General features: G+C 55.1%; 24 protein-coding genes. 22 read left to right on the top strand and 2 right to left on the bottom strand.

All coding sequences use genetic code 11. The features are described from left to right. Positions 1-4 precede the first annotated feature (4 nt). Positions 5-1,360 carry an amidase gene (locus B9Z45_RS03620; protein ID WP_108405865.1) on the bottom strand — a complete coding sequence of 452 codons (1,356 nt, stop codon included), beginning with the start codon at positions 1,358-1,360 and terminating at the stop codon, positions 5-7. A 221-nt stretch (positions 1,361-1,581) separates the two neighbouring features. Here B9Z45_RS03620 and rpsB point away from each other — a divergent pair, with 221 nt between their 5' ends. The 19 genes from rpsB to greA all read left to right on the top strand — a co-directional run bounded on the left by rpsB (position 1,582) and on the right by greA (position 21,993). After that, complete coding sequence (gene rpsB, locus B9Z45_RS03615; protein WP_108405864.1) at positions 1,582-2,331, top strand: 30S ribosomal protein S2; 750 nt, start codon at positions 1,582-1,584, stop codon at positions 2,329-2,331. Between the two features lie 78 nt (positions 2,332-2,409). Continuing rightward, on the top strand, positions 2,410-3,303 hold the full coding sequence (gene tsf / locus B9Z45_RS03610) for a translation elongation factor Ts (RefSeq protein ID WP_108405863.1): 894 nt from the start codon (positions 2,410-2,412) through the stop codon (positions 3,301-3,303). A 59-nt stretch (positions 3,304-3,362) separates the two neighbouring features. Continuing rightward, positions 3,363-4,085: a UMP kinase gene (pyrH, locus tag B9Z45_RS03605; protein WP_108405862.1), complete on the top strand. Its 723-nt coding sequence runs from the start codon at positions 3,363-3,365 to the stop codon at positions 4,083-4,085. A 24-nt stretch (positions 4,086-4,109) separates the two neighbouring features. Continuing rightward, a complete protein-coding gene (gene frr, locus B9Z45_RS03600; protein WP_108405861.1) occupies positions 4,110-4,670 on the top strand; it encodes a ribosome recycling factor in 561 nt (186 codons plus the stop codon). Between the two features lie 66 nt (positions 4,671-4,736). Beyond that, positions 4,737-5,585 (top strand): phosphatidate cytidylyltransferase, encoded by an 849-nt coding sequence (locus B9Z45_RS03595; RefSeq protein ID WP_108405860.1) that lies wholly within the window; start codon positions 4,737-4,739, stop codon positions 5,583-5,585. A gap of 16 nt (positions 5,586-5,601) precedes the next feature. Beyond that, positions 5,602-6,795 carry a 1-deoxy-D-xylulose-5-phosphate reductoisomerase gene (gene ispC / locus B9Z45_RS03590; protein ID WP_108405859.1) on the top strand — a complete coding sequence of 398 codons (1,194 nt, stop codon included), beginning with the start codon at positions 5,602-5,604 and terminating at the stop codon, positions 6,793-6,795. Positions 6,796-7,020: 225 nt separating this feature from the next. Then, entirely contained in the window at positions 7,021-9,345 is a 2,325-nt protein-coding gene (gene bamA / locus B9Z45_RS03585; RefSeq protein ID WP_108405858.1) for an outer membrane protein assembly factor BamA, read from the top strand. Then, a complete protein-coding gene (locus tag B9Z45_RS03580; RefSeq protein WP_108405857.1) occupies positions 9,345-9,863 on the top strand; it encodes an OmpH family outer membrane protein in 519 nt (172 codons plus the stop codon). Before bamA ends, B9Z45_RS03580 begins: the two co-directional genes overlap by 1 nt. 24 nt (positions 9,864-9,887) lie before the next feature. Then, the gene (gene lpxD / locus B9Z45_RS03575) at positions 9,888-10,880 is read left to right on the top strand and encodes a UDP-3-O-(3-hydroxymyristoyl)glucosamine N-acyltransferase (RefSeq protein ID WP_108405906.1); all 993 of its coding nucleotides are present in this window, start codon (positions 9,888-9,890) and stop codon (positions 10,878-10,880) included. Beyond that, positions 10,877-11,317 carry a 3-hydroxyacyl-ACP dehydratase FabZ gene (fabZ, locus tag B9Z45_RS03570; protein WP_108405856.1) on the top strand — a complete coding sequence of 147 codons (441 nt, stop codon included), beginning with the start codon at positions 10,877-10,879 and terminating at the stop codon, positions 11,315-11,317. The genes lpxD and fabZ overlap by 4 nt, the downstream gene beginning before the upstream one ends. A gap of 6 nt (positions 11,318-11,323) precedes the next feature. Continuing rightward, complete coding sequence (gene lpxA / locus B9Z45_RS03565; RefSeq protein WP_108405855.1) at positions 11,324-12,139, top strand: acyl-ACP--UDP-N-acetylglucosamine O-acyltransferase; 816 nt, start codon at positions 11,324-11,326, stop codon at positions 12,137-12,139. 52 nt (positions 12,140-12,191) lie between these two features. Further along, positions 12,192-13,133, top strand: coding sequence for a Gfo/Idh/MocA family protein (locus tag B9Z45_RS03560; RefSeq protein ID WP_108405854.1), 942 nt, complete (start codon positions 12,192-12,194; stop codon positions 13,131-13,133). 25 nt (positions 13,134-13,158) lie between these two features. After that, the gene (locus B9Z45_RS03555; RefSeq protein WP_108405853.1) at positions 13,159-14,259 is read left to right on the top strand and encodes a DegT/DnrJ/EryC1/StrS aminotransferase family protein; all 1,101 of its coding nucleotides are present in this window, start codon (positions 13,159-13,161) and stop codon (positions 14,257-14,259) included. Further along, complete coding sequence (lpxB, locus tag B9Z45_RS03550; RefSeq protein WP_199221834.1) at positions 14,259-15,440, top strand: lipid-A-disaccharide synthase; 1,182 nt, start codon at positions 14,259-14,261, stop codon at positions 15,438-15,440. Before B9Z45_RS03555 ends, lpxB begins: the two co-directional genes overlap by 1 nt. Further along, the gene (gene rnhB, locus B9Z45_RS03545; protein WP_108405852.1) at positions 15,412-16,026 is read left to right on the top strand and encodes a ribonuclease HII; all 615 of its coding nucleotides are present in this window, start codon (positions 15,412-15,414) and stop codon (positions 16,024-16,026) included. The genes lpxB and rnhB overlap by 29 nt, the downstream gene beginning before the upstream one ends. Further along, on the top strand, positions 16,026-16,799 hold the full coding sequence (locus B9Z45_RS03540; RefSeq protein ID WP_108405851.1) for an RNA methyltransferase: 774 nt from the start codon (positions 16,026-16,028) through the stop codon (positions 16,797-16,799). Before rnhB ends, B9Z45_RS03540 begins: the two co-directional genes overlap by 1 nt. 200 nt (positions 16,800-16,999) lie before the next feature. After that, positions 17,000-18,163, top strand: coding sequence for a glutamine-hydrolyzing carbamoyl-phosphate synthase small subunit (carA, locus tag B9Z45_RS03535; protein ID WP_199221833.1), 1,164 nt, complete (start codon positions 17,000-17,002; stop codon positions 18,161-18,163). Between the two features lies 1 nt (position 18,164). After that, complete coding sequence (gene carB / locus B9Z45_RS03530; protein WP_108405850.1) at positions 18,165-21,425, top strand: carbamoyl-phosphate synthase large subunit; 3,261 nt, start codon at positions 18,165-18,167, stop codon at positions 21,423-21,425. Between the two features lie 91 nt (positions 21,426-21,516). Next, entirely contained in the window at positions 21,517-21,993 is a 477-nt protein-coding gene (gene greA, locus B9Z45_RS03525; protein WP_108405849.1) for a transcription elongation factor GreA, read from the top strand. A gap of 71 nt (positions 21,994-22,064) precedes the next feature. Here greA and B9Z45_RS03520 read toward each other — a convergent pair whose 3' ends face one another. Beyond that, on the bottom strand, positions 22,065-22,538 hold the full coding sequence (locus B9Z45_RS03520; RefSeq protein WP_108405848.1) for a YhbY family RNA-binding protein: 474 nt from the start codon (positions 22,536-22,538) through the stop codon (positions 22,065-22,067). 31 nt (positions 22,539-22,569) lie between these two features. Between B9Z45_RS03520 and B9Z45_RS03515 the strand changes: the two genes are divergently transcribed. The 3 genes from B9Z45_RS03515 to folP all read left to right on the top strand — a co-directional run bounded on the left by B9Z45_RS03515 (position 22,570) and on the right by folP (position 26,191). Then, positions 22,570-23,232 carry an RlmE family RNA methyltransferase gene (locus tag B9Z45_RS03515; protein ID WP_108405847.1) on the top strand — a complete coding sequence of 221 codons (663 nt, stop codon included), beginning with the start codon at positions 22,570-22,572 and terminating at the stop codon, positions 23,230-23,232. 106 nt (positions 23,233-23,338) lie between these two features. Beyond that, the gene (gene ftsH / locus B9Z45_RS03510; protein ID WP_108405846.1) at positions 23,339-25,258 is read left to right on the top strand and encodes an ATP-dependent zinc metalloprotease FtsH; all 1,920 of its coding nucleotides are present in this window, start codon (positions 23,339-23,341) and stop codon (positions 25,256-25,258) included. Between the two features lie 63 nt (positions 25,259-25,321). After that, on the top strand, positions 25,322-26,191 hold the full coding sequence (gene folP, locus B9Z45_RS03505; protein ID WP_108405845.1) for a dihydropteroate synthase: 870 nt from the start codon (positions 25,322-25,324) through the stop codon (positions 26,189-26,191). The last annotated feature ends 68 nt before the right edge of the window (positions 26,192-26,259 follow it).

Raw genomic sequence — 26,259 nt, 5'->3', positions numbered from 1 at the left:
TGACTCAATGCTTTTGCAGGATCGGCTCCATCAGCAGAGCCAATTGAAGAAGGGCATCGTCATGCATGGCTGCATGCCAGGCCATCATGCCCACGGGCAACTCACCGGGGACGTGGCAGGGCAATGAAATGGCGCAACCGTCGAGCGTATTGACTGCGCTGGTGTTGCGTAACAGCAAGGCGTTAACACGAAAGAAAGCGTGATCGCGTTCAGCACCTGGCGCAAGCTCACTCAAGCGGGGTGCGGTGATGGGTATGGTCGGCGAGAGGACGGCGTCAAAGCGCTGCAGCCTGCTTTCCATCCGGCGAATCCATTCGTTGCGGGCGCTTTGCAGGTGGATGTAATCGTGGGCCGTTATTTGAGCGCCGCGTTGAATGCGATGCGCCACCCTGGGGTCATACTGGTCTGCGTGTTGTGTGATCAAGTCCCGGTGCCAGGCAAAACTCTCGGCTGGGCTGAAGCCGCCGGTGGCCATCATGGGGCCGATGTCCTGAAGCTCGGCCAACGGAATTTCTTCAATCTGAGCACCAGCGGCACGCAAGTTCTTCAGACTGCGTTCAAAAGCCCGGGTGACACCGCTGTCCATGCTGTCCTGCATGACATTTTGGGCAACAGCCAACCGATAGGCTGACAAAGGTTTCCGTGCTGTGGGTACTTTTCTGCCTGACAGGATTTCATGCGCCAAAACAGTGTCCCGGACCGTGCGGGTCAAGGCGCAAACCGTGTCCAGTGTGGTGGACAAGGGCAGGGCGCCCTGAGTGGGCACACGTCTGGCAGTGTTCTTGAACCCAACGATGCCGTTCAGGGCGGCCGGGATGCGGATGGACCCGCCGGTGTCCGAACCCAGGCCGATGAATGCTGCGCCTGTCGCGACCGACACGGCGGCCCCTGAACTGGAGCCACCCGGCGCGTAGGGCACTTCGGGGCTGCCTACAGGGGTGTCGGTCAAGGCATCCCAGGCGGCTGGTGTGCCATGGTGCGGGTTGATGCCAACACCCGAAAAGGCAAATTCGACCATGTTGGTGCGTCCGATCAGTCCCGCGCCAGCAGCCCGCAAGCGGGCAACAGCCACAGCGTCGCTCGATGCAGGCGGCCGGGTTTTCAAGACCACCGAGCCGGCTGCCGTGATCTGCCCTTGAACGTCAAAGAGGTCCTTGATCGACACCGACAGTCCCGCGAGCGGTCTTTTTGCAGCGCTCGCGCTGGAGGCGGTATGGTAAAGCTGATCGGGGTCGAGTTGAATGAAAACATCCTGGCAAGCCCGACTTTGCGCGACCGCGAAGCAGTCTTCTGCCACGGACTGGGGATGGCGTGTGCCATCCAAAATGGCTTGACGGGTGGCGATCAGGTCAGCTTTCATGGGCTTGGGCTCTCTTGGGTGGGGGCAGGATGCTATAATCCTAAGGCTTTGCCGAGTGAAGTCGCTGTCTTCGGAGTGTCATGTGAAAACAAGGCCTCAATCAGTGATCTTGATCAAGCGAAGTTCATCCGCGAATCCGTCCCGTCAAGGTGTTTCGCTCAGTTTTTTGGCTGAGCGAGATCAGTGGACCGGATTTTAGACCTAACCTTTGGAGTATTTTTATGTCCGTTACCATGCGCGAAATGCTGGAAGCCGGTGTCCACTTTGGTCACCAAACCCGCTTCTGGAACCCCAAGATGGCCCCTTTCATCTTTGGCCACCGCAACAAGATCCACATCATCAACCTGGAAAAGTCTCTCCCGATGTTTCAGGATGCGATCAAGTTCGCCAAACAGTTGTCCGCCAACCGCGGCAACATCCTGATGGTAGGCACCAAGCGCCAAGCGCGTGATCTGGTGGCTGCTGAAGCCAAGCGCGCAGGTGTTCCGTTCGTTGATCAGCGTTGGTTGGGCGGCATGCTCACCAACTTTAAAACTGTCAAAACGTCGATCAAGCGTTTGAAGGACATGAAGGCGCAGCAAGAAGTCGGCCTTGAAAGCCTGAGCAAAAAAGAACAACTGATGTTCAAGCGCGAGATGGAAAAGCTCGAAAAAGACATTGGCGGCATTCAGGACATGGCGGCCTTGCCTGACGCCATTTTTGTGATCGACGTGGGGTACCACAAAATCGCTATCTCGGAAGCCAAAAAATTGGGCATTCCATTGATCGGTGTGGTCGACTCCAACCACTCGCCAGAAGGCATTGATTACATCATTCCCGGCAACGATGACTCGGCCAAGGCCGTAGCTTTGTACGCCCGTGGCATTGCCGACGCCATCATCGAAGGCCGCGCCAATGCGGTCAACGACGTGGTCAAGGCGGTCACTGAAGGTGCTGACGAGTTTGTTGAAGCGGACAACGCTTCGGCCTGATTCCCCAAAATGCGATGAAAGGGGCTTTGTGGCCCCTTTTTTTTAATCTGACTTTTAGACTGAATACGGAGAAATCAAATGGTTGTAATCAACGCAAGCATGGTCGCTGAACTGCGTGCAAAAACCGATGCCCCAATGATGGAGTGCAAAAAAGCTTTGACCGAAGCTGAAGGCGACATGGTCAAGGCAGAAGAATTGTTGCGTGTCAAGCTGGGCACCAAGGCCGGAAAGGCCGCATCGCGAGTGACCGCCGAGGGCGTGGTGACCTGCTTTGTCAACGGCACCACGGGTGCCATGATCGAAGTCAACTGCGAAACCGACTTTGTCACCAAAAACGACAGTTTTTTGGCCTTGGCCAATGCTGCAGCCAAATTGGTCGCGGAGCACAATCCGGCTGACATCAACGCCTTGGGCGCATTGGCTTACAGCCAGGACAGCTTCGGCCCTACCCTCGAAGATGTGCGCAAAGGCTTGATCGGCAAGATCGGCGAGAACATGAGCTTTCGCCGGTTCAAGCGTGCTGCCAGTGGTGCGAAGATCGCCAATTATTTGCATGGCACCCGCATCGGTGTTCTGGTCGAGTTTGAAGGTGACGAAACTGCCGCCAAAGACGTTGCCATGCACGTGGCTGCCATGAAGCCTGTCTCCCTGACCAGTGCCGAAGTGCCCGCCGACTTGATCGAAAAAGAGCGTTCGGTGGCTGCAGCCAAAGCTGCCGAGTCAGGCAAGCCTGCTGACATCGTGACCAAAATGGTCGACGGCTCAGTTCAAAAGTACCTCAAAGAAGTGTCTTTGTTTAACCAGTCTTTCGTCAAAAACGACAAGCAAACTGTTGAGCAAATGCTCAAAGCCGCTGGCACCACAGTGAAGGCTTTCACTTTGTATGTCGTGGGCGAAGGCATTGAGAAGAAAGTGGACGACTTTGCGGCTGAAGTGGCTGCCCAAGTGGCCGCTGCGCAAGGCGCAGCCTGATTCCATCCAGCGCTTGTGTTGCCATACCATCGTCCCCATTGATATCCAAGGAGTCCAACATGTCTTCAGCCAAACCAGCCTTCAAGCGCATTCTGCTCAAGCTGTCGGGTGAGGCCTTGATGGGGGACGATGCTTTTGGCATCAACCGTGCCACGATTGTTCGCATGGCCCAAGAGATCGCTGAGATCAATCAACTAGGCGTTCAGGTGGCTGTGGTGATTGGTGGTGGCAACATCTTCAGGGGTGTCGCCGGTGGCGCCGTGGGCATGGACCGAGCCACAGCCGACTATATGGGCATGCTGGCCACGGTCATGAATTCCTTGGCCTTGGCCGATGCGCTTGACAAGGCCGGCCTGACCGCGCGCGTCATGTCTGCCATTGGTATCGACCAGGTGGTGGAGCCTTATGTTCGCCCCAAAGCTTTGCAATATCTTGAAGAAGGCAAAGTGGTGGTGTTCGCTGCGGGAACAGGCAACCCATTTTTCACGACCGACACGGCTGCGGCCTTGCGCGGTGCCGAAATTGGTGCCGAGATGGTTCTGAAGGCCACCAAGGTGGACGGTGTGTACACGGCTGACCCGAAAAAAGACCCGCAGGCTACCCGCTACAGCACCATCAGCTTCGATGAAGCCATTTCACGCAATTTGGGCATCATGGATGCCACAGCTTTTGCCTTATGCCGCGACCAGAAACTGCCGATCAAGGTGTTTTCGATCATCAAGAACGGCGCCTTGAAGCGCGTTGTGATGGGCGAAAACGAAGGCACGCTGGTTTATGCTTGAGCCCGTTCTGACGAGGAGAACCCCATGACCATTGCAGACATCAAGAAAACAAGCGAAACCAAAATGGAGCAATCCATTGCGGCTTTCAAGAACAACCTGACCCGTATTCGCACCGGTCGCGCCAACCCGGCTTTGCTGGACACCATACAGGTTGACTATTACGGATCCATGTTGCCCCTTTCACAAGTAGCGAATGTGTCCTTGATGGATTCGCGCACCATCAGCGTTCAGCCTTGGGAAAAAGGCATGGGTGCCAAGATTGAAAAAGCCATTCGTGAAAGCGATCTGGGCCTGAATCCTGCATCCATGGGTGACTTGATCCGTGTGCCCATGCCCGCCATGAGCGAAGAGCGCCGCAAGGAAATGACCAAGTTGGCCCGCACAGAGGGTGAAAATGCCAAGATAGCCATCCGGAATTTGCGCCGTGATGCCAATGAAGCTGTCAAGAAACTGGTCAAGGACAAAGAGGTTTCTGAGGACGATCAAAAACGCGCAGAAGCAGATACCCAAAAATTGACCGATAGGCGAATGACCGAGATAGACCAGTTGGTGACCGCCAAAGAGCAAGAAATCATGGCGGTTTGAGCATCCCCTCCGTGGTTTCTGCGGCCTGAAAGGCCGCCCACAGGCGGCCTTTTTTCTGGAGAAGCCTTGCTCAAACAAAGAGTTATCACCGCACTCGTCCTTATGGGCTTGCTGCTCCCTGCCTTGTTTGCCACAAATCCCTGGCCCTTCATGGGCTTGACCGTGGTTCTGATCGCTGCGGGGGCCTGGGAATGGGGCCGGTTAAATGCCATGCCTTCTGGGGCGGTTTGGGCCGGCGCAGTGATGTGTTTGATGGCTTGCGCAGTGGCTGAACAGATGGGCTGGGTGCAACGCACGCCGCCACTGGTTTGGCTTATTGCTGGTGCCACTTGGGTGCTGCTGGGAGCGTGGATGGTCCAGCGCGGCGTGACGGGTTGGGGACTTTGGCCACGCTCTGTGCGTTGGGTCGTAGGCTTGTTGCTTTTGACCTTGGCTTGGGTCGCCATGGCGCAGGCTCACCAGATTGGGATCAATTTTCTGTTGTCTGTTTTGGTGCTGGTCTGGGCGGCCGATGTGTTTGCCTATTTCTTTGGCAAGGCGCTGGGTGGTCGCTGGATCAAAACCAAGTTGGCGGCCAGCATCAGTCCTGGCAAAAGCTGGGAAGGCGTTTTTGGCGGCATGTTGGGTGTCCTTGTGGTGGCCGTTTTATGGGCTGAAGTTGATCACCGTTGGGCGCTCACCAACTTGAGTTTTTATTCATTGTTGTTTGCCAAAGGCTGGTTTGTCGCTTTGCCGGCTTTGTTGTTCATGTCTGCCATGAGTGTGGTGGGTGATTTGGTCGAGTCGCTGGTCAAGCGAAGTGCGGGCATGAAAGACAGCTCGGGCCTGTTGCCTGGACATGGCGGGGTTTTGGACCGTGTGGATGCTTTGTTGCCCACTTTGCCATTGGCCATGATGCTGGTTTTCTGGATCTGAGATAAAAAGGCCATTTATGCAATCGGTTCAACGCATCACCATTTTGGGCAGTACGGGCTCGATCGGCAAAAGCACGCTGGACGTTTTGGCCAGACACCCGCAGCAATTTGCCGTGTATGCCTTGACGGCATCGACCCAGGTTGATTTGATGGTTGCCCAATGTGCCCAATTCAAGCCCGAAGTGGCTGTGATGGTCCATGAAGATGCGGCCCGCTTATTGGCCGAAAAACTTCGCGCTGAAGGGTTGAAAACAGTGGTCAGGTGCGGGGCTGCGGCTTTGGATGAGGTCGCAGCAGCGCCTCAAGTCGATGCGGTCATGGCGGCCATCGTGGGCGCTGCTGGTTTGTCGCCCTGCCTTTCTGCGGCGCGAGCAGGCAAAAAGTTGCTCTTGGCCAACAAGGAGGCCTTGGTGATGGGCGGCGAGCTGTTCCTGTCAGCTGTGCGTGAGGGCGGGGCAGTGATGCTGCCGATTGACAGTGAGCATTCGGCGATTTTTCAATCATTGCCAGAGGATCCAACCACATGGCAGCGGCGCGTTCACAAAATCATTTTGACGGCATCTGGTGGGCCATTTCGAGGCCGTGATCCGATCAGCCTCAAAGATGTCACTCCTGATCAGGCCTGCGCCCACCCCAACTGGGTGATGGGGCGCAAGATTTCAGTCGACTCGGCCACCATGATGAACAAGGCCCTTGAGGTCATTGAGGCGCGTTATTTGTTCAGTTTGGCCCCTGAACAATTGGAGGTGGTGATTCATCCCCAAAGCGTGATTCATTCCATGGTTCAGTACAAAGACAACTCGGTGGTGGCCCAGTTGGGCACGCCTGACATGCGGGTGCCCATTGCTTATGGCTTGAGCTGGCCCGAGCGCATTGTGTCCGGTGCTGGTGCGCTCGATTTCCATTCCCTGGCAGCCATGACGTTCGAGTCCTTGGACGATCACGGACACCCCATGCGGTTTCCAGGTCTCAAGCTGGCATGGGACACTCTGAACGGCACACCGGGCAGTTGCGCCGTGCTGAATGCGGCCAATGAAATCGCTGTAGACGCATTTTTGAAGCACCAAATTCGGTTTGACCAAATACACCACGTCAATGAAGCAACCCTCAATGCGGTGGTCAGTTCTCGTCCTGAAAATCTCGAGGCTTTGCTGGGGCTTGACCGACGAACCAGAGAGGCTGCGCGCACGGTGGTTGCAAGACTGGGTTGATTGATTGTGTCAGCCGCAATCTGCTTGTCATGCCCGCCTTGTCCTGCCCCCCGAGGTGTATTATCTTGGCTTAAGCGCCATGACCCGCATGGACTTTGCTTATGAAAGCAACATAAGCGTTTTGGCACAGCCAAATTGCGGCGATTTGGCCGGTTTTTCACATGGGTTTTTGAGCTGTTTGTGACCATGCCTACATTCAGCGCTTGATCTTTATATGGTTGCTCCATGAATTTTTTTGACATTCGTTCGCGCCTTCAACCTGCTGCTTTGACCGTGGCGATTTCCTTGATGGCCTGCATGCCTGCTTGGGCCGTCGATCCGTTCACTGTCCGAGACATTCGTGTCGAGGGTCTGCAGCGAATTGAAGCAGGAACTGTTTTTGCATCTCTGCCATTGCGTGTCGGAGACCAATACTCAGACGAAAAAGGCGCCGCAGTCATTCGCGCTTTGTTTGCCTTGGGTTTGTTCAAGGATGTGCGTGTTGAAACCCAGGGTGACGTGCTGGTGGTTGTGGTGGAAGAGCGCCCATCTGTGGCGATGGTCGAGTTCATCGGCCTCAAAGAGTTTGACAAAGATGTTCTGCTCAAAGCCTTGAAAGAGGTGGGGTTGGCCGAAGGCCGGCCCTACGACAAGGCTTTGGCTGACAAGGCCGAACAAGAACTCAAGCGTCAGTACATCAGCCGCAGTCTTTACGGCGCTGAAGTGGTGAGCACAGCAACGCCTGTCGATCGCAACCGCGTCAATTTGAGCTTTACCATCACAGAAGGTGGACCGGCAAAGATCAAGCAGATTCAGATTGTGGGAAACAAGGCGTTCTCTGAATCCAATTTGCGTGACCAGTTCAATCTGGACACGGGCGGTTGGATGAGTTGGTACACCAAGTCCGATCGTTATGCCAGAACAAAGCTCAATGCCGATCTTGAGTCACTGCGTTCTTATTATCTGTCTCGGGGCTTTTTGGAGTTCCGCATTGACTCCACCCAAGTGGCCATGTCGCCAGACAAACAGGAAATGGCCATCACCATCAATGTGACCGAAGGGGAACGATTCGTGGTCTCGGGGGTCAAGTTGGAGGGCAACTACCTCGACAAGGACGACGAATTCAAGGCCTTGGTCAAAATCGGCGTTGGCAAACCTTACAACGCGGAGACCGTGGCGGAGACTACAAAGGCGTTCACCGATTATTTCGGCAAGTTTGGTTTTGCTTTCGCCAAGGTGGAAGCCAAGCCTGAAATTGACCGACAAAACAACCGTGTTCAGTTTGTCCTGCAGGCCGAACCTTCACGCCGTGCTTATGTTCGGCGCATTTTGGTGGCAGGCAACAACCGCACCCGCGATGAAGTGATCCGCCGCGAATTTCGCCAGTTTGAGGCCGCTTGGTACGACGGTGACAAAATTCGACTGTCACGCGACAGAGTCGACCGTTTGGGCTTTTTCACGGACGTGAACGTGGAAACCATCGAGATTCCCGGCACACCCGACCAAGTTGATTTGATGTTCACCGTGGCAGAAAAGCCGACAGGCAGTATTTCGCTGGGGGCAGGCTTTTCCTCGGCAGAAAAAGTGACCTTGAGCTTTGGTATTCGCCAGGAAAATGCTTTTGGTTCAGGCAATTACCTGGCCGTTGAAGTCAACACCAGCAAGTACAACCGAAACTTGGTCGTGAGCACCACGGACCCCTACTTCACACAAAACGGCATTTCCAGGACCCTTGATGTTTTTCAGCGAACCACGCGGCCCTATTTAGGTGACATCAATTCCTACAGCCTGGTCAATTCAGGCTTAGGGCTTCGTTTTGGCGTACCGGTGACAGAGACAGACACTGTTTTTGTAGGAGCAAACGCCGAGCAGACCCAAATAAAAACGGGAACGGGTCTGCCTTACCCCTACCTAAAATACGCTAATGATTTCGGTGCCACCAGTACCGCTATACCTTTAACCCTAGGCTGGGCTCGGGACGGGCGAGACAGCGCCTTGGTGCCTTCCAGGGGGACTTATCAAAGGTTAAACGCTGATTTGAGCCTTGCTGGTGACGTGCGTTATTTCCGCAGCAATTACCAATACCAGCAGTATTTCCCGTTAAGTAAAAAATACACGCTGGCTGTGAATGCCGACGTGGGTTGGGGCAAGGGCCTGAGTGGTCAAGAGTTCCCCTTGTTCAAGAACTTTTATGTGGGTGGCTTGGGCAGTGTTCGCGGGTTTGAGCAATCCACTCTTGGGCCATCAGAGCGAACAATTCAAAATGACACCACTTCAGCGTTGGTTTACCTAGGTGGTCCCAAAAAAGTGGTTTTGAACGCAGAGTTCATGATGCCTTTCCCTGGCGCGGGCAACGACAAAACGCTTCGCCTCTACGGTTTTACCGATGTAGGCAGTGCGTTTGCTGAAGAACAAAAACTGTCACTTGCTGAGTTACGTGCGTCTGCCGGCATCGGTCTGAGCTGGATTTCACCCATGGGCCCCCTGCGCTTGTCCTATGCGATGCCCATTCGCAAGCAGACAAACGATAAAATTCAACGACTACAATTCCAAATCGGAACATCCTTCTAATGAAAACGCTTTCCAAGTACTTTATTGCCGCGCTGCTTGTTGGGGCATCCCTTTTGACTTCTGTGGTCCAAGCCCAGGATTTCAAAATTGGCATTGTCAACACAGACCGTATCCTGCGTGACTCCAATGTGGCCAAAGCCGCTCAAGCGAAATTGGAGTCGGAATTCCTGAAGCGGGAGAAAGATTTGAACGATGCCATCAGTGCATTCAAGGTTTCTGCCGAAAAGTTCGAGCGCGACGCGCCCACACTGTCGGAAGCGCAAAGGGTGACCAAGCAAAAACAGTTGATTGAACTTGATCGTGACTTGAAACGACGCCAGCGGGAGTTTCAGGAGGATTTGGGCGCTCGCAAAAATGAAGAAAATCAAATGCTTTTCGAAAAAGCAGGGCGTGCGGTAAAGCAAGTTGCTGAGTCAGAGAAGTACGACCTGATACTTCAGGACGCTGCTTACTTCAACCCCAAGCACGACATCACTGAAAAAGTCATCAAGGCCCTCAATGCCTCGGTGGGTAAATAACAGGCAACAGGCCTGGTTGAAATGGTGTCACTGACGCTTGGCGCTATCGTTGAGGCACTGGGTGGTCGTCTGTTGGGGCCTTCCACTATGCAAGTTTCGGGATTGGCCCCACTGCAAAATGCCCAGCCTGACCAAATCAGTTTTTTAAGCCAAGCCAGATACCAAAGCCAATTGACAGAGAGCCTTGCGGGCTGTGTGATTGTTGACCCTGCCTTTGAGGGGCAAGTTTCGAACCGACTTGCAGCCATCATTACCGAAGACCCTTATTTGTATTTTGCGCGCCTGACCCAACTGTGGAAGCGTGCTCACCACAAAGCAGAAAGTCCGCGAATTCATCCCAGTGCGGTCATCTCCCCTGACGCGCTGATTGCTGCTGATGCCGTGATCGGACCTTTGTGCGTGATTGAGCGTGGCGCTGTAGTGGGTTCCGGAACGGTTCTCAAATCTCGCGTGACTGTGGGTGAGGACTGCAAGATCGGCGCACGCTGTCTCGTGCATTCAGGCGTTGTCATTGGTGCTGACGGGTTCGGATTTGCGCCCCATCAAGGCGAGTGGGAAAAAATTGAACAGTTGGGGGCGGTTCGCATTGGCAACGATGTGGAAATCGGTGCCAACACTTGCATTGACCGGGGTGCATTGGACGACACCGTGATCGATGATGGGGTCAAACTCGACAACCTCATTCAGATCGGGCACAACGTGCATGTGGGTCGTCATACGGCCATGGCAGGTTGCGTTGGGGTTGCCGGCAGTGCCCGAATTGGTGCGCACTGCACCGTGGGCGGCGGTGCGGTGGTGCTGGGCCATTTGCGCTTGGCAGATCACGTGCACATTTCTGCAGCTTCGGTGGTCACACGGTCCATTTTGCAGCCAGGGCAGTACACGGGGATGTTTCCAATCGACAACAACGCAAGTTGGGAAAAAAACGCCGCCAGCCTCAAGCAACTGTCTCGGTTGCGTGAGCGTATCAAAGCCCTAGAGGCCAGCATTCAAAATAACAAGGAACCTCAGCCATGATGGACATTCATAAAATTCTCAAGCAACTCCCGCACCGTTATCCATTTCTGTTGGTCGATCGCGTGCTGGAGATTGAAAAAGGTGCGCGCATCAAAGCCTTGAAGAACGTGACCATCAACGAGCCTTTTTTCGCAGGCCATTTTCCGCACCGACCGGTCATGCCGGGTGTGTTGATGCTGGAAGCCTTGGCGCAGGCTGCTGCCTTGTTGTCTTTTGACACCCTGGATGCAGCGCCAGATGACAACACCATTTATTACTTTGCAGGGATTGATGGTGCACGCTTCAAGCGCCCGGTGGAGCCTGGCGACCAGCTGACCCTTGAGGTGCAACTTGACCGCATGAAAGCGGGCATTTTCAAGTTCAAGGCCCAGGCCCGAGTGGGCTTGGAACTCGCCTGTGAGGCCGAATTGATGTGCACCATGCGAAAGATTGCCTGAGGACTTATGGCCACTATCCATTCCACAGCTCTGGTTGATCCGGCTGCTCAGCTGGATGCGTCCGTGACCGTTGGTCCCTATACCATCATCGGTCCTAACGTGGTCGTTGGTGCAGGCTCCACAGTCGGCTCACACTGCACGATTGAGGGATTTACCACCGTTGGGCAAAACAACCACATCCACAGTTACACCTCGCTGGGTGCTGCGCCACAAGACAAAAAGTATGCGGGTGAGCCGACCCGACTGGTGATTGGCAACGACAACACCATCCGTGAGTTTTGCACCTTCAATGCGGGCACTGTGAATGGTGGTGGCGTGACGCAGGTTGGTGACGACAACCTGTTCATGGCTTATGTTCATTTGGCACATGACTGCCACATCGGAAGCCACACAATTTTTGCCAACAACTCCCAGTTGGCAGGCCATGTCCATGTGGGTGACTGGGTGATCCTGGGCGGCTTTACCGTGGTGCGTCAGTTCTTGCGTCTGGGGGCACACAGCTTCACGGCCATGTGCACCTTGTTGTTTGCCGATCTGCCACCTTATGTGATGTGTCAGGGCCAGCCTGCTGCGGCACGCACTGTGAACGCCGAAGGCTTGCGCCGTCGTGGTTTTTCTCCCATCAGAATTGCCGCAGTGCGTGCCATGCACAAGGTCTTATACCGTGAAAATTTGACGCTTGAAGCTGCTAAAGAACGCATCCTTCAGATCGCCCTAGACAAGCCTGAAGCACAAGGCGATGTGGACATGATGCTCGACTTTCTTGGAGCAGTTTCGCCCAAAGTCGGTATCGTGCGTTCGCGGCGGCGTTCGGTTGATTGATCAATACAAGGGTCAGGAGTCTTTCCCGGCCCGTGCTCGAAAGGAGGGCCCTGTGGCCCTGTTGCGTTGTGCCGTCATTGGCGTTGGTTATTTGGGTAAATTTCATGCCCAAAAGTACGCCAAAATTCCGGAATGTGAGCTCGTTGCTGTGGTGGACAACCGCCAGGAGCAGGCCGATGCCGTTGCCGGCCCTTTGAATTGCGCTGCTTTCACACACTTCAGGGCACTGCTTGGCAAGGTCGATGCGGTCAGCATAGCGGTGCCTACACAAGGCCATTACGATGTGTGCGTCGAGTTTTTGCGAGCGGGCGTGCATGTCCTTGTTGAAAAGCCCATGACCACAACATTGAAACAGGCGGATGAGTTAATCCGTTTGGCCAAAGAAAACCATTGTGTGCTGGCGGTTGGACACTTGGAGCGCTTTAACCCTGCCGCTTTGGCATTGGAGCCGTTGCTGTCTGATCCCCGGTTCATTGACAGTTCACGTCTGGCGCCTTTCAAGCCGCGGGCCACAGATGTGAGTGTGTTGCTCGACTTGATGATTCACGATGTCGACCTGATTTTGTCGTTGGTCGATAGCGACCTTGAAAGTGTGGACTGTTCCGGTGCCCGAGTGCTGACTTCGGACATAGACATTGCCAATGCCCGGATTCGCTTTGCCAACGGCTGCGTAGCCAACGTGACCGCCAGCCGTGTGAGTGCCAAGAGCGAGAGAAAAATGCGTGTGTTTCAAAAGCAGGCGTGCCACTCGCTGGATTTTCAAGCACGTACATTGACTACCTACCGCGGAGCGCCCGACGCGCTGGCCGATGCTGAGTTGGCTATTGATCGGCAAGAGCAATCCTTTGGCGAAGCCGATCCTTTGTTTGCCGAAATAGCTGACTTTGTTGACAGTATTCGCCACAAACGCCCGCCGAAGGTGAGTGGTGAAGCGGGTCGACGTGCGCTGGAAGCCGTGCAGCGCATCACAGAAGCCACCCGTCTGATTTCCTGATTTTTGAATATTTAAAAGGCAAGCCATGCGCATTCCTATGGTCGATCTGGTCGCTCAATACCGTGACCTCCAGCCCACACTTGAACCTGTTTTCTTGAATGCCTTGAGTGCTGCGCAATTCATATTGGGTCCCAACGTCCAGGCGTTTGAACAAGAGGCGTCGACTTATTTGGGTGTGGCCCATGCCATCACGTGCGCCAATGGCACGGATGCCTTGCACCTGGCTTTGCTGGCTGCAGACATCGTGCCTGGTGACGAAGTCATCACCTCACCGTTTACCTTCATCGCCACTGCCGAGGCGATTGCTTATGTGGGGGCCAAAGCGGTGTTTGTGGACATCGATCCTGGCACCTTCAACATCGATGTAGCGCAGGCGCGGCGCGCCATCACTCCGAAAACCAAAGCCTTGTTGCCAGTCCACTTGTTTGGGCAACCCGCCGACCTGGCGCCTTTGATGGATTTGGCCAAAGAGCACAAGCTGCAGCTCGTTGAAGATTGCGCGCAATCGTTTGGCGCCGATATCGGTGGCCGTAAAACCGGCGCGATGGGGGATGTTGCCGCGTTCAGTTTTTTTCCCAGCAAGAACCTGGGCTGCTACGGCGACGGCGGCATGGTGACCACGCAGTCAGATGCGATGGCTGAAAAATTACGCATGTTGCGCAACCATGGCAGCAAAGTTCGCTATTACCACGACATCATTGGTTACAACAGTCGCCTGGACGAGTTGCAGGCGGTGGTGTTGCGGGCCAAGATGCCCCTGATCGACCATTACAACCAAGAGCGTCGCAGGGTTGCCCATCGTTACAACGCTGGCTTGGCGGGGCTGAAGTTGCAGACACCGGTTGAAGATGGCGTGGGCTTGCACGTTTTCCACCAGTACACTTTGTTGACCGATGACCGTGCAGCCGTTCAGCAGGCGCTGACCGAGCAAAAAATTGCCAGTGCTATTTACTATCCCGTGCCCTTGCACTGGCAAAAAGTCTTTGCTTCGATCGCAGCTGGGGCCAGCTTTCCTGTGACCGAATCTGTGACTGAGCGCTGTTTGTCCTTGCCCATTTACCCCGAATTAAGCAACGATGCCGTGGATGAAGTCTGTGGCGTTATTCGACAAGCTTTGAAGGCGTGATGTCTGTGCAAGGCGCGCCGCCACTTCCAGGCGCAGCAATCAAGCAAGACTTGCGTTTGAGCATGGTTGCGGCTGAACGTTCTGGCGATATGCTTGCCGCGTTGTTGTTGCAGGGCATGCGTAAAACCTGGCCTGATCTGAATGCTTCAGGCATTGGCGGGCCGCAGATGGATGCGGCGGGTTTCACGTCGCGCTGGTCTTGTGATGAGTTGTCCGTGCGTGGTTTGGTCGAGGCGCTTTGGCGTTACCGCCACATCAACGGAATTCGTCAAAGCCTGATTCAGGAATTGCTGGCTTCTCCCCCTGATTTGTATGTTGGTGTGGACGCCTCTGACTTTAATTTGCCGGTGGAGCGCTTGCTGCGCAAGCAGGGCGTTCCCACGGTTCAATTGGTGTGCCCATCCATTTGGGCGTGGCGCCCGGAGCGCGTTCAGAAAATTCGCGACAGCGTGGACCATGTCTTGTGCATTTACCCGTTTGAGCCCGCCTTGTTGGCGCAGCATGGCATTGAGGGCACCTTTGTCGGGCATCCTGTGGCCGATGTGATTGCGTTGCAGCCTGACCGCTTGAAAGCACGCCTGGCTCTGGGCCTGCCCGCCGATGTCACCGTGGTGGCCTTGTTGCCGGGCAGCCGACCTTCTGAGGTCAAAGGTCTAGCCCTTGCATTCCTTCAAGCCGCACGTCAAATGCTGACGGTTCGCCCCGGGTTGCAATTTGTCTTGCCCACCCACAGCCCCTTGAAACCCATGATCGAGGCAGCCATCGCACAAGCTGGCATGCATGGCCATGTGCATTTGGTGATGGGGCGTTCCCATGAGGTGCAGGCTGCCTGCGATGTGGCGCTGGTGGCCAGTGGTACCGCGACGCTCGAAACGGCTTTGCACAAGCGCCCCATGGTCATTGCTTACAGAATGCAATGGTTGTCCTGGCAGATCGCCAACCGCAAGCGCTTACTGCCCTGGATTGGTTTGCCCAACATCCTGTGCAATGAAAGCCTGGTCCCCGAATTTTTGCAAGAACAGGTTCAGCCCGAGGCCTTGGCCAAAGCCGTGTTGCAGTGGCTGGACGATCCTGTTGCTGTGGCCAATATTCAGCAGCGCTTTACCGAGTTGCACCTTCAACTGCGTCAGGACATGCCGACGCTGGCGACCCATGCGATCCAGAAAATCCTTGCTGATTGAGCAAAAAACCTTGAATTGGGACACCGCTGGCCTGATGGCCGGGGTTGATGAGGCCGGGCGCGGGCCGCTGGCGGGCCCGGTCGTGGCGGCCGCCGTGATTCTGGACGAGTTGAACCCCATCTCCGGCTTGAACGACTCCAAAAAACTCACAGCCAAGCGCCGGGAGAGCCTGTTTGACGAAATCAGGGCGCGGGCTTTGTGTTTTTCAATCGCAGAGGCCAGTGTGCAGGAAATTGACCAGTTGAACATCTTGCAAGCCACGATGCTGGCCATGAAGCGAGCTGTTGAAACTTTGCGACTTCCGCCCAAAATGGTGCTGATCGATGGCAACCGTCTGCCGATGCTGACCATCCGGGCAGAAGCCATTGTGAAAGGTGATGCGTTGGTGCCGGCTATTTCGGCGGCTTCGATCTTGGCCAAGGTGCACCGTGATCGCTTGTGCCAGGCCATGCACGAGCGGTATCCCTTGTATGGCTTTGATCAACACAAGGGGTATGGCACTGCCCAACATCTGGAAGCATTGCAAATGCATGGACCTGCAGACTGCCACAGGATGACATTTGCCCCGGTGGTCAGGAGCAAGTGATGAACCTGATCACCTCTCGAGAAAACCCGCAAGTCAAGACTTGGCGGCGCCTCGCGCAAGACGGCACCGCCTACCGAAAGGCTTCGCAGTTCTGGCTTGAAGGCGATCACCTTTGCCGTGCCGCCCTCGAGCGAGGTGTTCGTCCGCTACAGATTGTGTTGTGCGCGTCCTTTTTTGAAGAACAAGGGCCGCAGTGGGCAGGTCTGAGTGATCAGTTGTTTGTTTTGCCTGACACCCTGTTTGCCAGCTTGAGTGGCCTGGAGTCGCCTGCCCGAATGGGTTTTGTTGTGGACTGGGCGTCAGAAAAAAACATCTTGCCGGATGCCATGACCGTGGTTTTGGACCGCCTTCAGGATGCAGGCAACGTTGGGGCCATATTGCGTTGTGCTTCGGCTTTTGGTTACCGCCAGGTGCTGGCCATCAAGGGCACTGCGGCTCTGTGGTCCCCGAAGGTTCTCCGGGCTGGTATGGGCGCTCATTTTGCTTTGCACATGGTCGAATCCGCCAGCGAAGCCGATGTGGCTGCCTTGCAGGTTCCCATATTGACCACCAGTTCTCATGAGGGCCCTTTTTTACACGCATTGCTGCAGAGCAACGCTTTAGCGCAAAAATGCGCCTGGGTCTTTGGGCATGAAGGGCAGGGTGTGAGTGACAGTTTGATGGCATTGGCACATCAAAAAGTGCGCATTGCCCAGCCCGGTGGCGAAGAATCACTGAATGTGGCCACTGCGGCAGCCATTTGCCTGCACGCCAGCGCAACCGCCAGCTGTTGAGTCCCTTTTGCTGAAGGGCTGGCTTGATTTGTGGGCAAATCGTCAGGGTTTTCGAGTGGTCCTCAGCTATAATGAGAGGCTTTCCCGCATCAACCAGTACGCCACAGTCCATCCCAGGCCCAATCCTCGAACAAGCAGCCAAAAAGAGATCAAATCTCTTGTGAGTGCTGAGGCGTACCCGAACTATTCCGGAGAACCCAGTGCTTTTGTCTCTTCAGGGAACCTTCCCGCCCGCCATATTGGCGCTTGCAGACGGCACGGTCTTTATCGGTAATTCGATCGGAGCTCCCGGCTCCACAGTCGGCGAAGTGGTGTTCAACACCTCGATCACCGGCTATCAGGAAATCCTCACCGACCCCAGCTATTGCCAGCAGATCGTCACCCTGACGTACCCGCATATCGGCAACTACGGGATCAGTGTGGAAGACATCGAAGCTGACAAAGTCCATGCCGCTGGTTTGATCATCAAGGATTTGCCTTTGATCGCGAGCAATTTCCGCTCCAGCCAAACACTTTCCTCTTATTTGGCAGACAGCGGTACAGTGGCCATTGCCAATATCGACACTCGCCAACTGACTCGGATCCTTCGCACCAAGGGGGCTCAAAATGGGGCCATCGTGGGCTTGGCCCAAGGACAGCAGATCACTCAGGCCTTGATTGATCAGGCGATCGCCGCAGCCAGGGTCACCCCCAGCATGGCGGGTCTGGATCTGGCACAAAAAGTCACAGTTGATCAGCCTTACGAGTGGACGCAAACCGAGTGGACATTGGGTGCAGGCTACGGCACCCAGGCATCGCCCAGATTCCATGTAGTGGCTTATGACTTTGGCGTCAAGAAAAACATCTTGCGCATGCTGGCCGAACGAGGCTGCAAAGTCACGGTGGTGCCTGCCAAGACCCATTCAGCAGACGTGCTCAAGCACAAACCTGATGGCATCTTTTTGTCCAACGGCCCTGGCGATCCACAGCCTTGCGATTACGCCATCGCTGCTGCAGCGGAACTGATTGAAACCGGCATTCCCACATTCGGCATTTGTCTGGGTCACCAGATCATGGCCTTAGCCAGTGGTGCCAAAACCTTCAAGATGAAGTTTGGGCACCACGGCGCCAACCATCCAGTCAAGGATGTTGACACTGGCCGTGTTTCAATCACCAGCCAGAACCACGGTTTTGCAGTGGACGAAAAATCATTGCCCACCAACTTGCGTGCTACCCACGTATCCTTGTTTGACGGCACTTTGCAAGGATTGGCCCGCACTGACAAGCCTGCCTTTTGCTTTCAGGGACACCCTGAAGCTTCGCCAGGCCCCCATGACATTGCTTACCTTTTTGACCGCTTCATCCATTTGATGGAGGCGAAATAATATGCCCAAGCGCACCGACCTCAAAAGCATCCTCATCATTGGAGCTGGACCGATCATCATTGGTCAGGCTTGCGAATTTGACTACTCCGGCGTCCAGGCTTGCAAAGCTTTGCGCGAAGAGGGGTACAAGGTCATCCTGATCAACAGCAACCCCGCCACGATCATGACCGACCCGGCCACTGCCGATGTGACTTACATCGAGCCCATCACCTGGCAAACAGTTGAAAAAATCATTGCCAAAGAGCGGCCTGATGCGATCTTGCCCACCATGGGTGGGCAGACTGCGCTCAACTGTGCACTGGACTTGTGGCACAACGGCGTGCTTGAGAAGTACAAAGTTGAGCTGATCGGCGCCACGCCCGAAGCCATTGACAAAGCCGAAGACCGTCTGAAGTTCAAGGACGCCATGACCAAGATCGGTCTGGGCTCTGCGCGCTCGGGCATCGCTCACAGTCTTGAAGAAGCCTGGGAAGTGCAAAAGACCCTGGGCTTTCCCACGGTCATTCGCCCCAGTTTCACCTTGGGTGGCACAGGCGGTGGCATTGCCTACAACCCCGAAGAGTTCGAAGTCATTTGCAAGCGTGGGCTGGAGGCTTCGCCGACCACCGAATTGTTGATTGAAGAGTCGCTTTTGGGTTGGAAAGAGTACGAGATGGAAGTGGTTCGCGACAAGGCGGACAACTGCATCATCATCTGCTCGATCGAAAACCTCGACCCCATGGGGGTCCATACCGGTGACTCGATTACTGTGGCGCCTGCACAAACGCTGACCGACAAGGAATACCAGATCATGCGCAATGCCTCTTTGGCAGTTTTGCGCGAAATCGGCGTGGACACGGGGGGATCCAACGTCCAGTTTTCTATCAACCCGCAAGATGGTCGCATGGTGGTCATCGAGATGAATCCCCGCGTGTCGCGTTCATCGGCGTTGGCTTCCAAAGCCACGGGTTTCCCGATCGCCAAAGTGGCCGCCAAACTGGCTGTGGGCTACACCCTTGATGAACTGCGCAACGACATCACAGGTGGCGCCACCCCTGCGAGCTTTGAGCCCAGCATTGACTATGTGGTCACCAAGATACCTCGTTTCGCGTTCGAAAAATTTCCTACCGCTGACAGCCGATTGACCACCCAGATGAAATCGGTGGGCGAGGTCATGGCCATCGGGCGCACTTTTCAGGAGTCTTTTCAGAAAGCCCTGCGCGGGCTGGAAGTCGGCGTGGACGGCATGAACGAGAAAACCCAAGACCGCGAAGTGCTCGAAAAAGAACTTGGTGAGCCCGGTCCCGAGCGCATTTGGTATGTCGGCGATGCGTTTGCCATGGGCCTGAGTGTGGACGAGGTGTTTGCCTTGACCAAGATCGACCCGTGGTTTTTGGTGCAGATTGAAGAAATCGTCAAGATAGAACTGGAACTTGAAACCACCAATCTGGAAGCCATCACGGCTGAAGAATTGCGTGCGCTTAAAAAGAAAGGTTTTTCTGACCGCCGTTTGGCCAAGTTGCTCAAAACGACCGAACATGTTGTGCGGGCCCGCCGCCACGCCTTGAAGATTCGCCCCGTCTACAAACGCGTGGATACCTGTGCGGCCGAATTCTCGACCGATACCGCCTATATGTATTCGTGCTACGAGGGAAATGGCGACGGTGAGTGCGAAGCTGAGCCTACCCAGAACAAAAAAATCATGGTACTTGGTGGGGGGCCTAACCGAATCGGTCAAGGCATCGAGTTCGATTATTGTTGTGTTCATGCAGCATTGGCCATGCGCGAGGATGGCTACGAAACCATCATGGTCAATTGCAACCCTGAAACCGTGTCGACCGATTACGACACCTCGGACCGCTTGTACTTTGAGCCAGTGACGCTTGAGGATGTACTCGAGATTGTTGACAAAGAAAAACCAACCGGTGTGATTGTTCAATACGGGGGGCAAACGCCTTTGAAGCTGGCACTGGATCTGGAAGCTGCGGGTGTACCCATCATCGGGACCAGCCCTGACATGATTGACGCGGCAGAAGATCGCGAGCGTTTTCAAAAGCTGTTGCAAGAGCTGGGTTTGCGTCAGCCGCCCAACGCCACCGCCCGGACAGAGCCGGAAGCGCTGGAAAAAGCCGCTGCACTGGGCTACCCACTGGTTGTGCGTCCCAGCTATGTGTTGGGTGGTCGTGCCATGGAAATTGTGCATGAGCAGCGCGATCTTGAGCGTTACACGCGCGAAGCGGTCAAGGTTTCGCACGATTCACCTGTTTTGCTGGACCGATTTCTGAACGATGCCATCGAGTGCGATGTGGATTGCCTGCGCGATCCAGAAGGCAAGACCTTTATCGGTGGCGTGATGGAGCACATCGAACAAGCCGGCGTGCACAGCGGCGACTCGGCTTGCTCGCTGCCCCCTTACTCCCTGTCATCCGAAACCGTGAACGAGCTTAAACGTCAATCGGCAGCGATGGCAGCCGCTTTGAACGTGGTCGGCTTGATGAACGTGCAGTTCGCCATTCAGCACATCGATGGCAAAGATGTCATCTACGTGCTGGAAGTTAACCCCCGCGCATCTCGCACTGTGCCTTATGTTTCCAAGGCCACGGGCATGCCCTTGGCCAAGATTGCTGCCCGTTGCATGGCGGGCCAGTCGTTGGCATCGCAAGGCGTCACCAAGGAAGTCACGCCCCCGTACTTCAGTGTGAAAGAAGCGGTATTCCCCTTTGTCAAGTTCCCAGGTGTGGACACCATCCTTGGCCCCGAGATGAAATCTACAGGCGAAGTCATGGGGGTCGGCAAAACCTTTGGCGAAGCCTTTGTGAAGAGCCAATTGGGAGCAGGCACCAAACTGCCGCGCCCGACAAAGGCAGATGGAACACCATCGGGCAAGGTTTTCATTTCGGTGAAGAACACCGACAAGGCCCGTGCGATTGAAGCGGCTCGACAGTTGGTGGCGCAAGGCTTCGAATTGATCGCAACCAAAGGCACGGCTGCAGCCATCCAGGCTGCAGGAGTGGGCTGTGCTACCGTGAACAAGGTGACCGAAGGTCGCCCCCATATTGTGGACATGATTAAAAACAATGAAGTGGTGTTGGTGATCAATACGGTCGAAGAGCGTCGAAATGCGATCGCCGATTCGCGTCACATACGCACTTCAGCGCTGCTCAATCGGGTCACGACATTCACCACCATTGCAGGCGCAGAAGCGGCCGTAGAGGGCATGAAGTACATGGATCAGCTGGACGTTATTTCGCTTCAGGAAATGCACGCCCAGTTGGCCGCGTGAACCCGATGCCTTGCACTTTGTTGCAAGGCATAATGTTGTGAATGACCGCCGAGTTTCAACACTCGGCGGTTTGCTTTTTGGAGAACTGAACATGTCGACAATCCCGATTACAAAACGCGGGGCTGAAAAGCTCAAGGACGAGTTGCACCGACTCAAAACCGTGGACCGCCCCGGCGTGATTCAAGCCATTGCTGAAGCCCGAGCCCAGGGCGACCTGAGCGAGAACGCTGAATACGATGCGGCCAAAGACCGGCAAGGCTTCGTCGAAGGCCGCATTCAGGAAATTGAAGGCAAGCTGTCGGCTGCGCAAATCATCGATCCCGTCTCTGTGGACGCAGGCGGTCGCGTGGTGTTTGGAACAACCGTGGCACTCGAAGACGAGAGTACGGGTGAGGTGGTCAATTACCAGATCGTGGGGGAGGACGAAGCCGATTTGAAGCTGGGGTTGATCAACATCAGCAGTCCGATTGCGCGCGCGTTGATTGGCAAGGAAGAGGGCGACGTGGCCGAAGTGCAGGCACCGGGTGGCTTACGCCGCTACGAAATCGTAGGTGTTTCGTATATTTGATTGACGGTCGAGACCGATGAGCAATCGGCCTTATTGGCTTCCAAAGAGGCCGCCAAGGCTTGTTTCTGGGTTTAGTCCAGGCGACCTTTTTTGATTGATTTTTGTTTTGGCTTGGCCCGCTTGATTTGTCCTCCCGCAGCCAGGCGCTGGTTGCCCAGGACGCGAACTGTTTTGACCTCTGGGCGTTGACCGCCACGCGAGCTGTATTTCAGGATCTTGAAGTCGCGTGGGCCTGCTTTGCGGTCTTCGTCGGCTTCCTTGATTTTTTCGGGCTGAGGGCGCCAAAGAATTAGCAATTTACCAATGTGCTGGATTGGAGCCGCACTGAGCTGGTCACTGAGTTGGGTAAACATGGCCTCGCGTGCGGCACGATCATCGCCCAGAACGCGGATCTTGATCAGGCCGTGTGCATTCAAGGCCGCTTCGGTTTCCTTGATGACAGCAGGGGTCAGGCCATCGCCACCGATCATGACAACCGGGTCGAGGTGATGGGCATCGGCGCGAAAAACTTTGCGCTCGGCAGGTGTAAGTTGTATTTGGGACATCCCCGTATTATCCCCGCAAGGACGCATAAGAATGAAAGTCAAAACCAAAAGTAAAAAGGTCAACAAAGCCTGGTTGAACGACCATGTCAATGACACCTACGTGAAATTAGCTCTGAGAGAGGGATACCGTGCTCGGGCAGCCTACAAGCTGAAAGAAATTGACGAAACCCTTGGCTTGATCCGTCCAGGAGATCTGGTGGTCGATCTGGGTTCAAGCCCGGGCGCCTGGAGCCAGTACCTGCGCAGGAGGTTGTCACCGGACGGGGCGGCTGTGGGGGGGCTGAATGGCACCATCATTGCCTTGGATCTTTTGCCCATGGCCGCGGTGGAGGGTGTTCAATTTATCCAAGGGGATTTTCGCGAAAACGAGGTCTCGGCCATTTTGGAGTCCGCATTGCAGGGCCGCCAAGTGGATGTGGTCGTGTCTGACATGGCCCCCAATTTGTCGGGCATCGAGTCGTCGGATGCGGCGCGCATCACACATTTGATTGAGTTAGCGGTGGAATTTGCCCAAAATCACATGAAACCGCAAGGGGCCTTGGTGGTCAAAGTCTTCCATGGCAGCGGCTACAGTCAGATCGTGAAGATGTTCAAGGAAACGTTCAAAGTGGTCAAGCCGATCAAGCCCAAGGCTTCTCGGGACAAGTCTTCGGAGACTTTTTTGGTGGGCATGGGTCTGATCAACCCCATTTGAGTGGGTAATTCCTCGGTTTCCGAGGGCTAAAACAACATCTTTAGCGCTTGCCGGCATGTGGCAGGCCTAGAATAACAACAGTAATTTTTTTCGATTGGAGACTCTCTTGAATAACCCTTGGTTTTCCAAAATTGCCGTTTGGATGGTGATTGCCATGGTGCTGTTCACCTTGTTCAAACAGTTTGACAACCGTGGTGTCGCAGGTGCGAATGCTGTTGGCTATTCAGACTTTCTGGAAGAGGTTCGCAGCAACCGGATCAAGAGCGCCACCATTTCCGAGAGCCCTGGTGGCACCGAGATTATCGCCATCACAAACGATGACCGACGCATCAAGACAACGGCCACTTATCTTGACCGTGGCTTGGTGGGCGATTTGATCAGCAGCGGCGTCAAGTTCGATGTCAAGCCTCGCGAGGAGGGCTCCTTGCTCATGACATTGCTGGTCAGCTGGGGGCCCATGCTGCTGTTGATCGGTGTCTGGGTTTATTTCATGCGGCAGATGCAAGGTGGTGGCAAAGGCGGTGCGTTCAGCTTTGGCAAGTCCAAGGCACGCATGATGGACGAAAACAACAACAACACCACTTTTGCTGATGTTGCAGGTTGTGATGAAGCCAAAGAAGAAGTTAAAGAGGTGGTTGACTTCCTTAAAGATCCCCAACGTTTCCAAAAATTGGGTGGCCGTATTCCCCGCGGTTTGCTTTTGGTGGGTCCTCCTGGCACCGGTAAAACTCTGCTTGCCAAAGGCATCGCGGGTGAAGCGAAAGTGCCGTTTTTCAGCATCTCCGGATCAGATTTTGTCGAGATGTTCGTGGGCGTGGGTGCTTCCCGTGTTCGCGACATGTTCGAGAACGCCAAAAAGAACGCGCCTTGCATCATTTTCATTGACGAAATTGACGCGGTCGGTCGCCAGCGTGGCGCAGGCCTGGGTGGCGGCAACGACGAGCGCGAACAGACCCTCAACCAGATGCTGGTCGAGATGGATGGTTTCGAAACCAACCTGGGTGTGATCGTGGTTGCTGCGACCAACCGTCCGGACATTTTGGATGCGGCTTTGTTGCGCCCAGGCCGTTTTGACCGCCAGGTCTACGTGACCCTGCCGGACATTCGTGGGCGTGAGCAAATTTTGAACGTGCACATGCGCAAAGTGCCGATCGGCCAGGACGTGAAGGCCGAGGTGATTGCCCGGGGTACACCAGGCATGAGTGGTGCTGATCTTGCTAATTTGTGCAACGAAGCGGCATTGATGGCAGCGCGTCGCAACGCCCGCGTGGTGGAGATGGTCGACTTTGAAAAAGCCAAAGACAAAATCCTGATGGGCCCAGAGCGTAAAAGCATGGTCATGCCCGAAGAAGAGCGTCGCAACACGGCCTATCACGAGGCTGGGCATGCCTTGATCGGCAAGCTTTTGCCCAAGTGCGACCCGATTCACAAGGTGACAATCATTCCACGTGGCCGCGCCTTGGGTGTCACCATGAGCCTGCCTGAAAAAGACCGCTACAGCTACGACAAGGAATTCATGCTGAACCAGATCAGCATGCTGTTCGGCGGTCGCATTGCAGAAGAAGTGTTCATGCACCAGATGACCACGGGTGCCAGCAACGACTTTGAGCGCGCCACGACCATTGCCCGAGACATGGTCATGCGTTACGGAATGACCGATGCTTTGGGCCCCATGGTCTATGCTGAAAATGAGGGTGAAGTGTTTCTGGGTCGCTCAGTCACCAAGACCACCAACATGAGCGAGTCCACCATGCAGAAGGTGGATATGGAAGTGCGCCGAATCATTGATGAGCAATACAATGTTGCGCGTCGTCTGATTGAAGAGCACAGCGCCCAGATGCATGGCATGGCCAAAGCATTGCTGGAATGGGAAACCATCGACAAAGACCAGATCGATGACATCATGGCTGGGCGTGATCCCCTGCCACCCAAAGATTGGACACCCCGAACACCCCCCTCTGGAGGTGGCAGTAGCGGTGGTGGTTCAACTGTGGTTCAGCCAGAGCCGGCAACCACGGCTGCTTGATTTAGCAGTAGCAGCGCAACAGAAGCGGAGCCTTAGGGCTCCGTTTTTCATGGAGTAACCCATATGGCATGCCAACAAACAGAACTGAATGTCGCAAAGCGCTGGCAGACTGCGCGATTTGACTTGGACCTTTCTCGCCCCTGGGTCATGGGCATTGTGAACATCACGCCCGATTCTTTTTCGGATGGTGGCCAGCAAGCGCTGACGGCCCAAGCCTTGCGCCATGCAGAAAAATTGCTGGACAACGGTGCTCAAATTCTGGACATTGGTGGCGAGTCTACGCGCCCAGGGGCAACTGCTGTGCCGTTGTCTCAGGAGTTGGCTCGACTTATGCCATTTGTTCGTGAAGCTGTTCGTTGGCATGTGCCGATTTCTGTAGACACATACAAACCTGAGGTGATGCAGGCCGTGCTGGATTGCGGTGTGGACATCATCAACGATATTTGGGCCTTGCGGCAACCGGGTGCAGAGCGTGTGATTGCGGCCCATCCGGGGTGTGGCGTCTGTTTGATGCACATGCACCGTGATCCCCAAACCATGCAAACGGAGACCATGGCCGGCGATGTGCTCGCAGTGGTGGAGACATTTTTGCAAGATCGCGTCCGTGTGCTTTTAGCGCAAGGGATCGCTGCGCAAAGATTGGTGCTTGACCCAGGCATTGGTTTTGGCAAAACAGTGGCCCAGAACTTTCAATTATTGGCCAGGCAGGCTGAGTTGTTGGGTTTGGGGTACCCCATTCTGGCGGGTTGGTCGCGCAAATCGGCTTTGGGCGCGGTGTTGTCCAAAGAGGGGCAGGTGCCAGAACCTGCCCAGCGACAGTCGGCCAGTGTGGCAGCAGCCTTGTTGGCTGTGGAGCGGGGTGCCTCTGTGGTCAGGGTGCACGATGTCAAGGAGACGGTGGATGCTCTTAAAGTCTGGCAAGCCATTCAATAACTTAGGTGCGCTGATGCGCTAAATCCCTGCTTGTTGTCAGGATCAGTGGTTGCCCGGGCAGCTAAAAT

Origin of the sequence: Limnohabitans sp. 2KL-17 (assembly GCF_003063415.1) — a bacterium.
GTDB lineage: Bacteria > Pseudomonadota > Gammaproteobacteria > Burkholderiales > Burkholderiaceae_C > Limnohabitans_A.
Note: the sequence above shows the minus strand (reverse complement) of the source record. Positions and strands in the feature narration are given on the sequence as shown.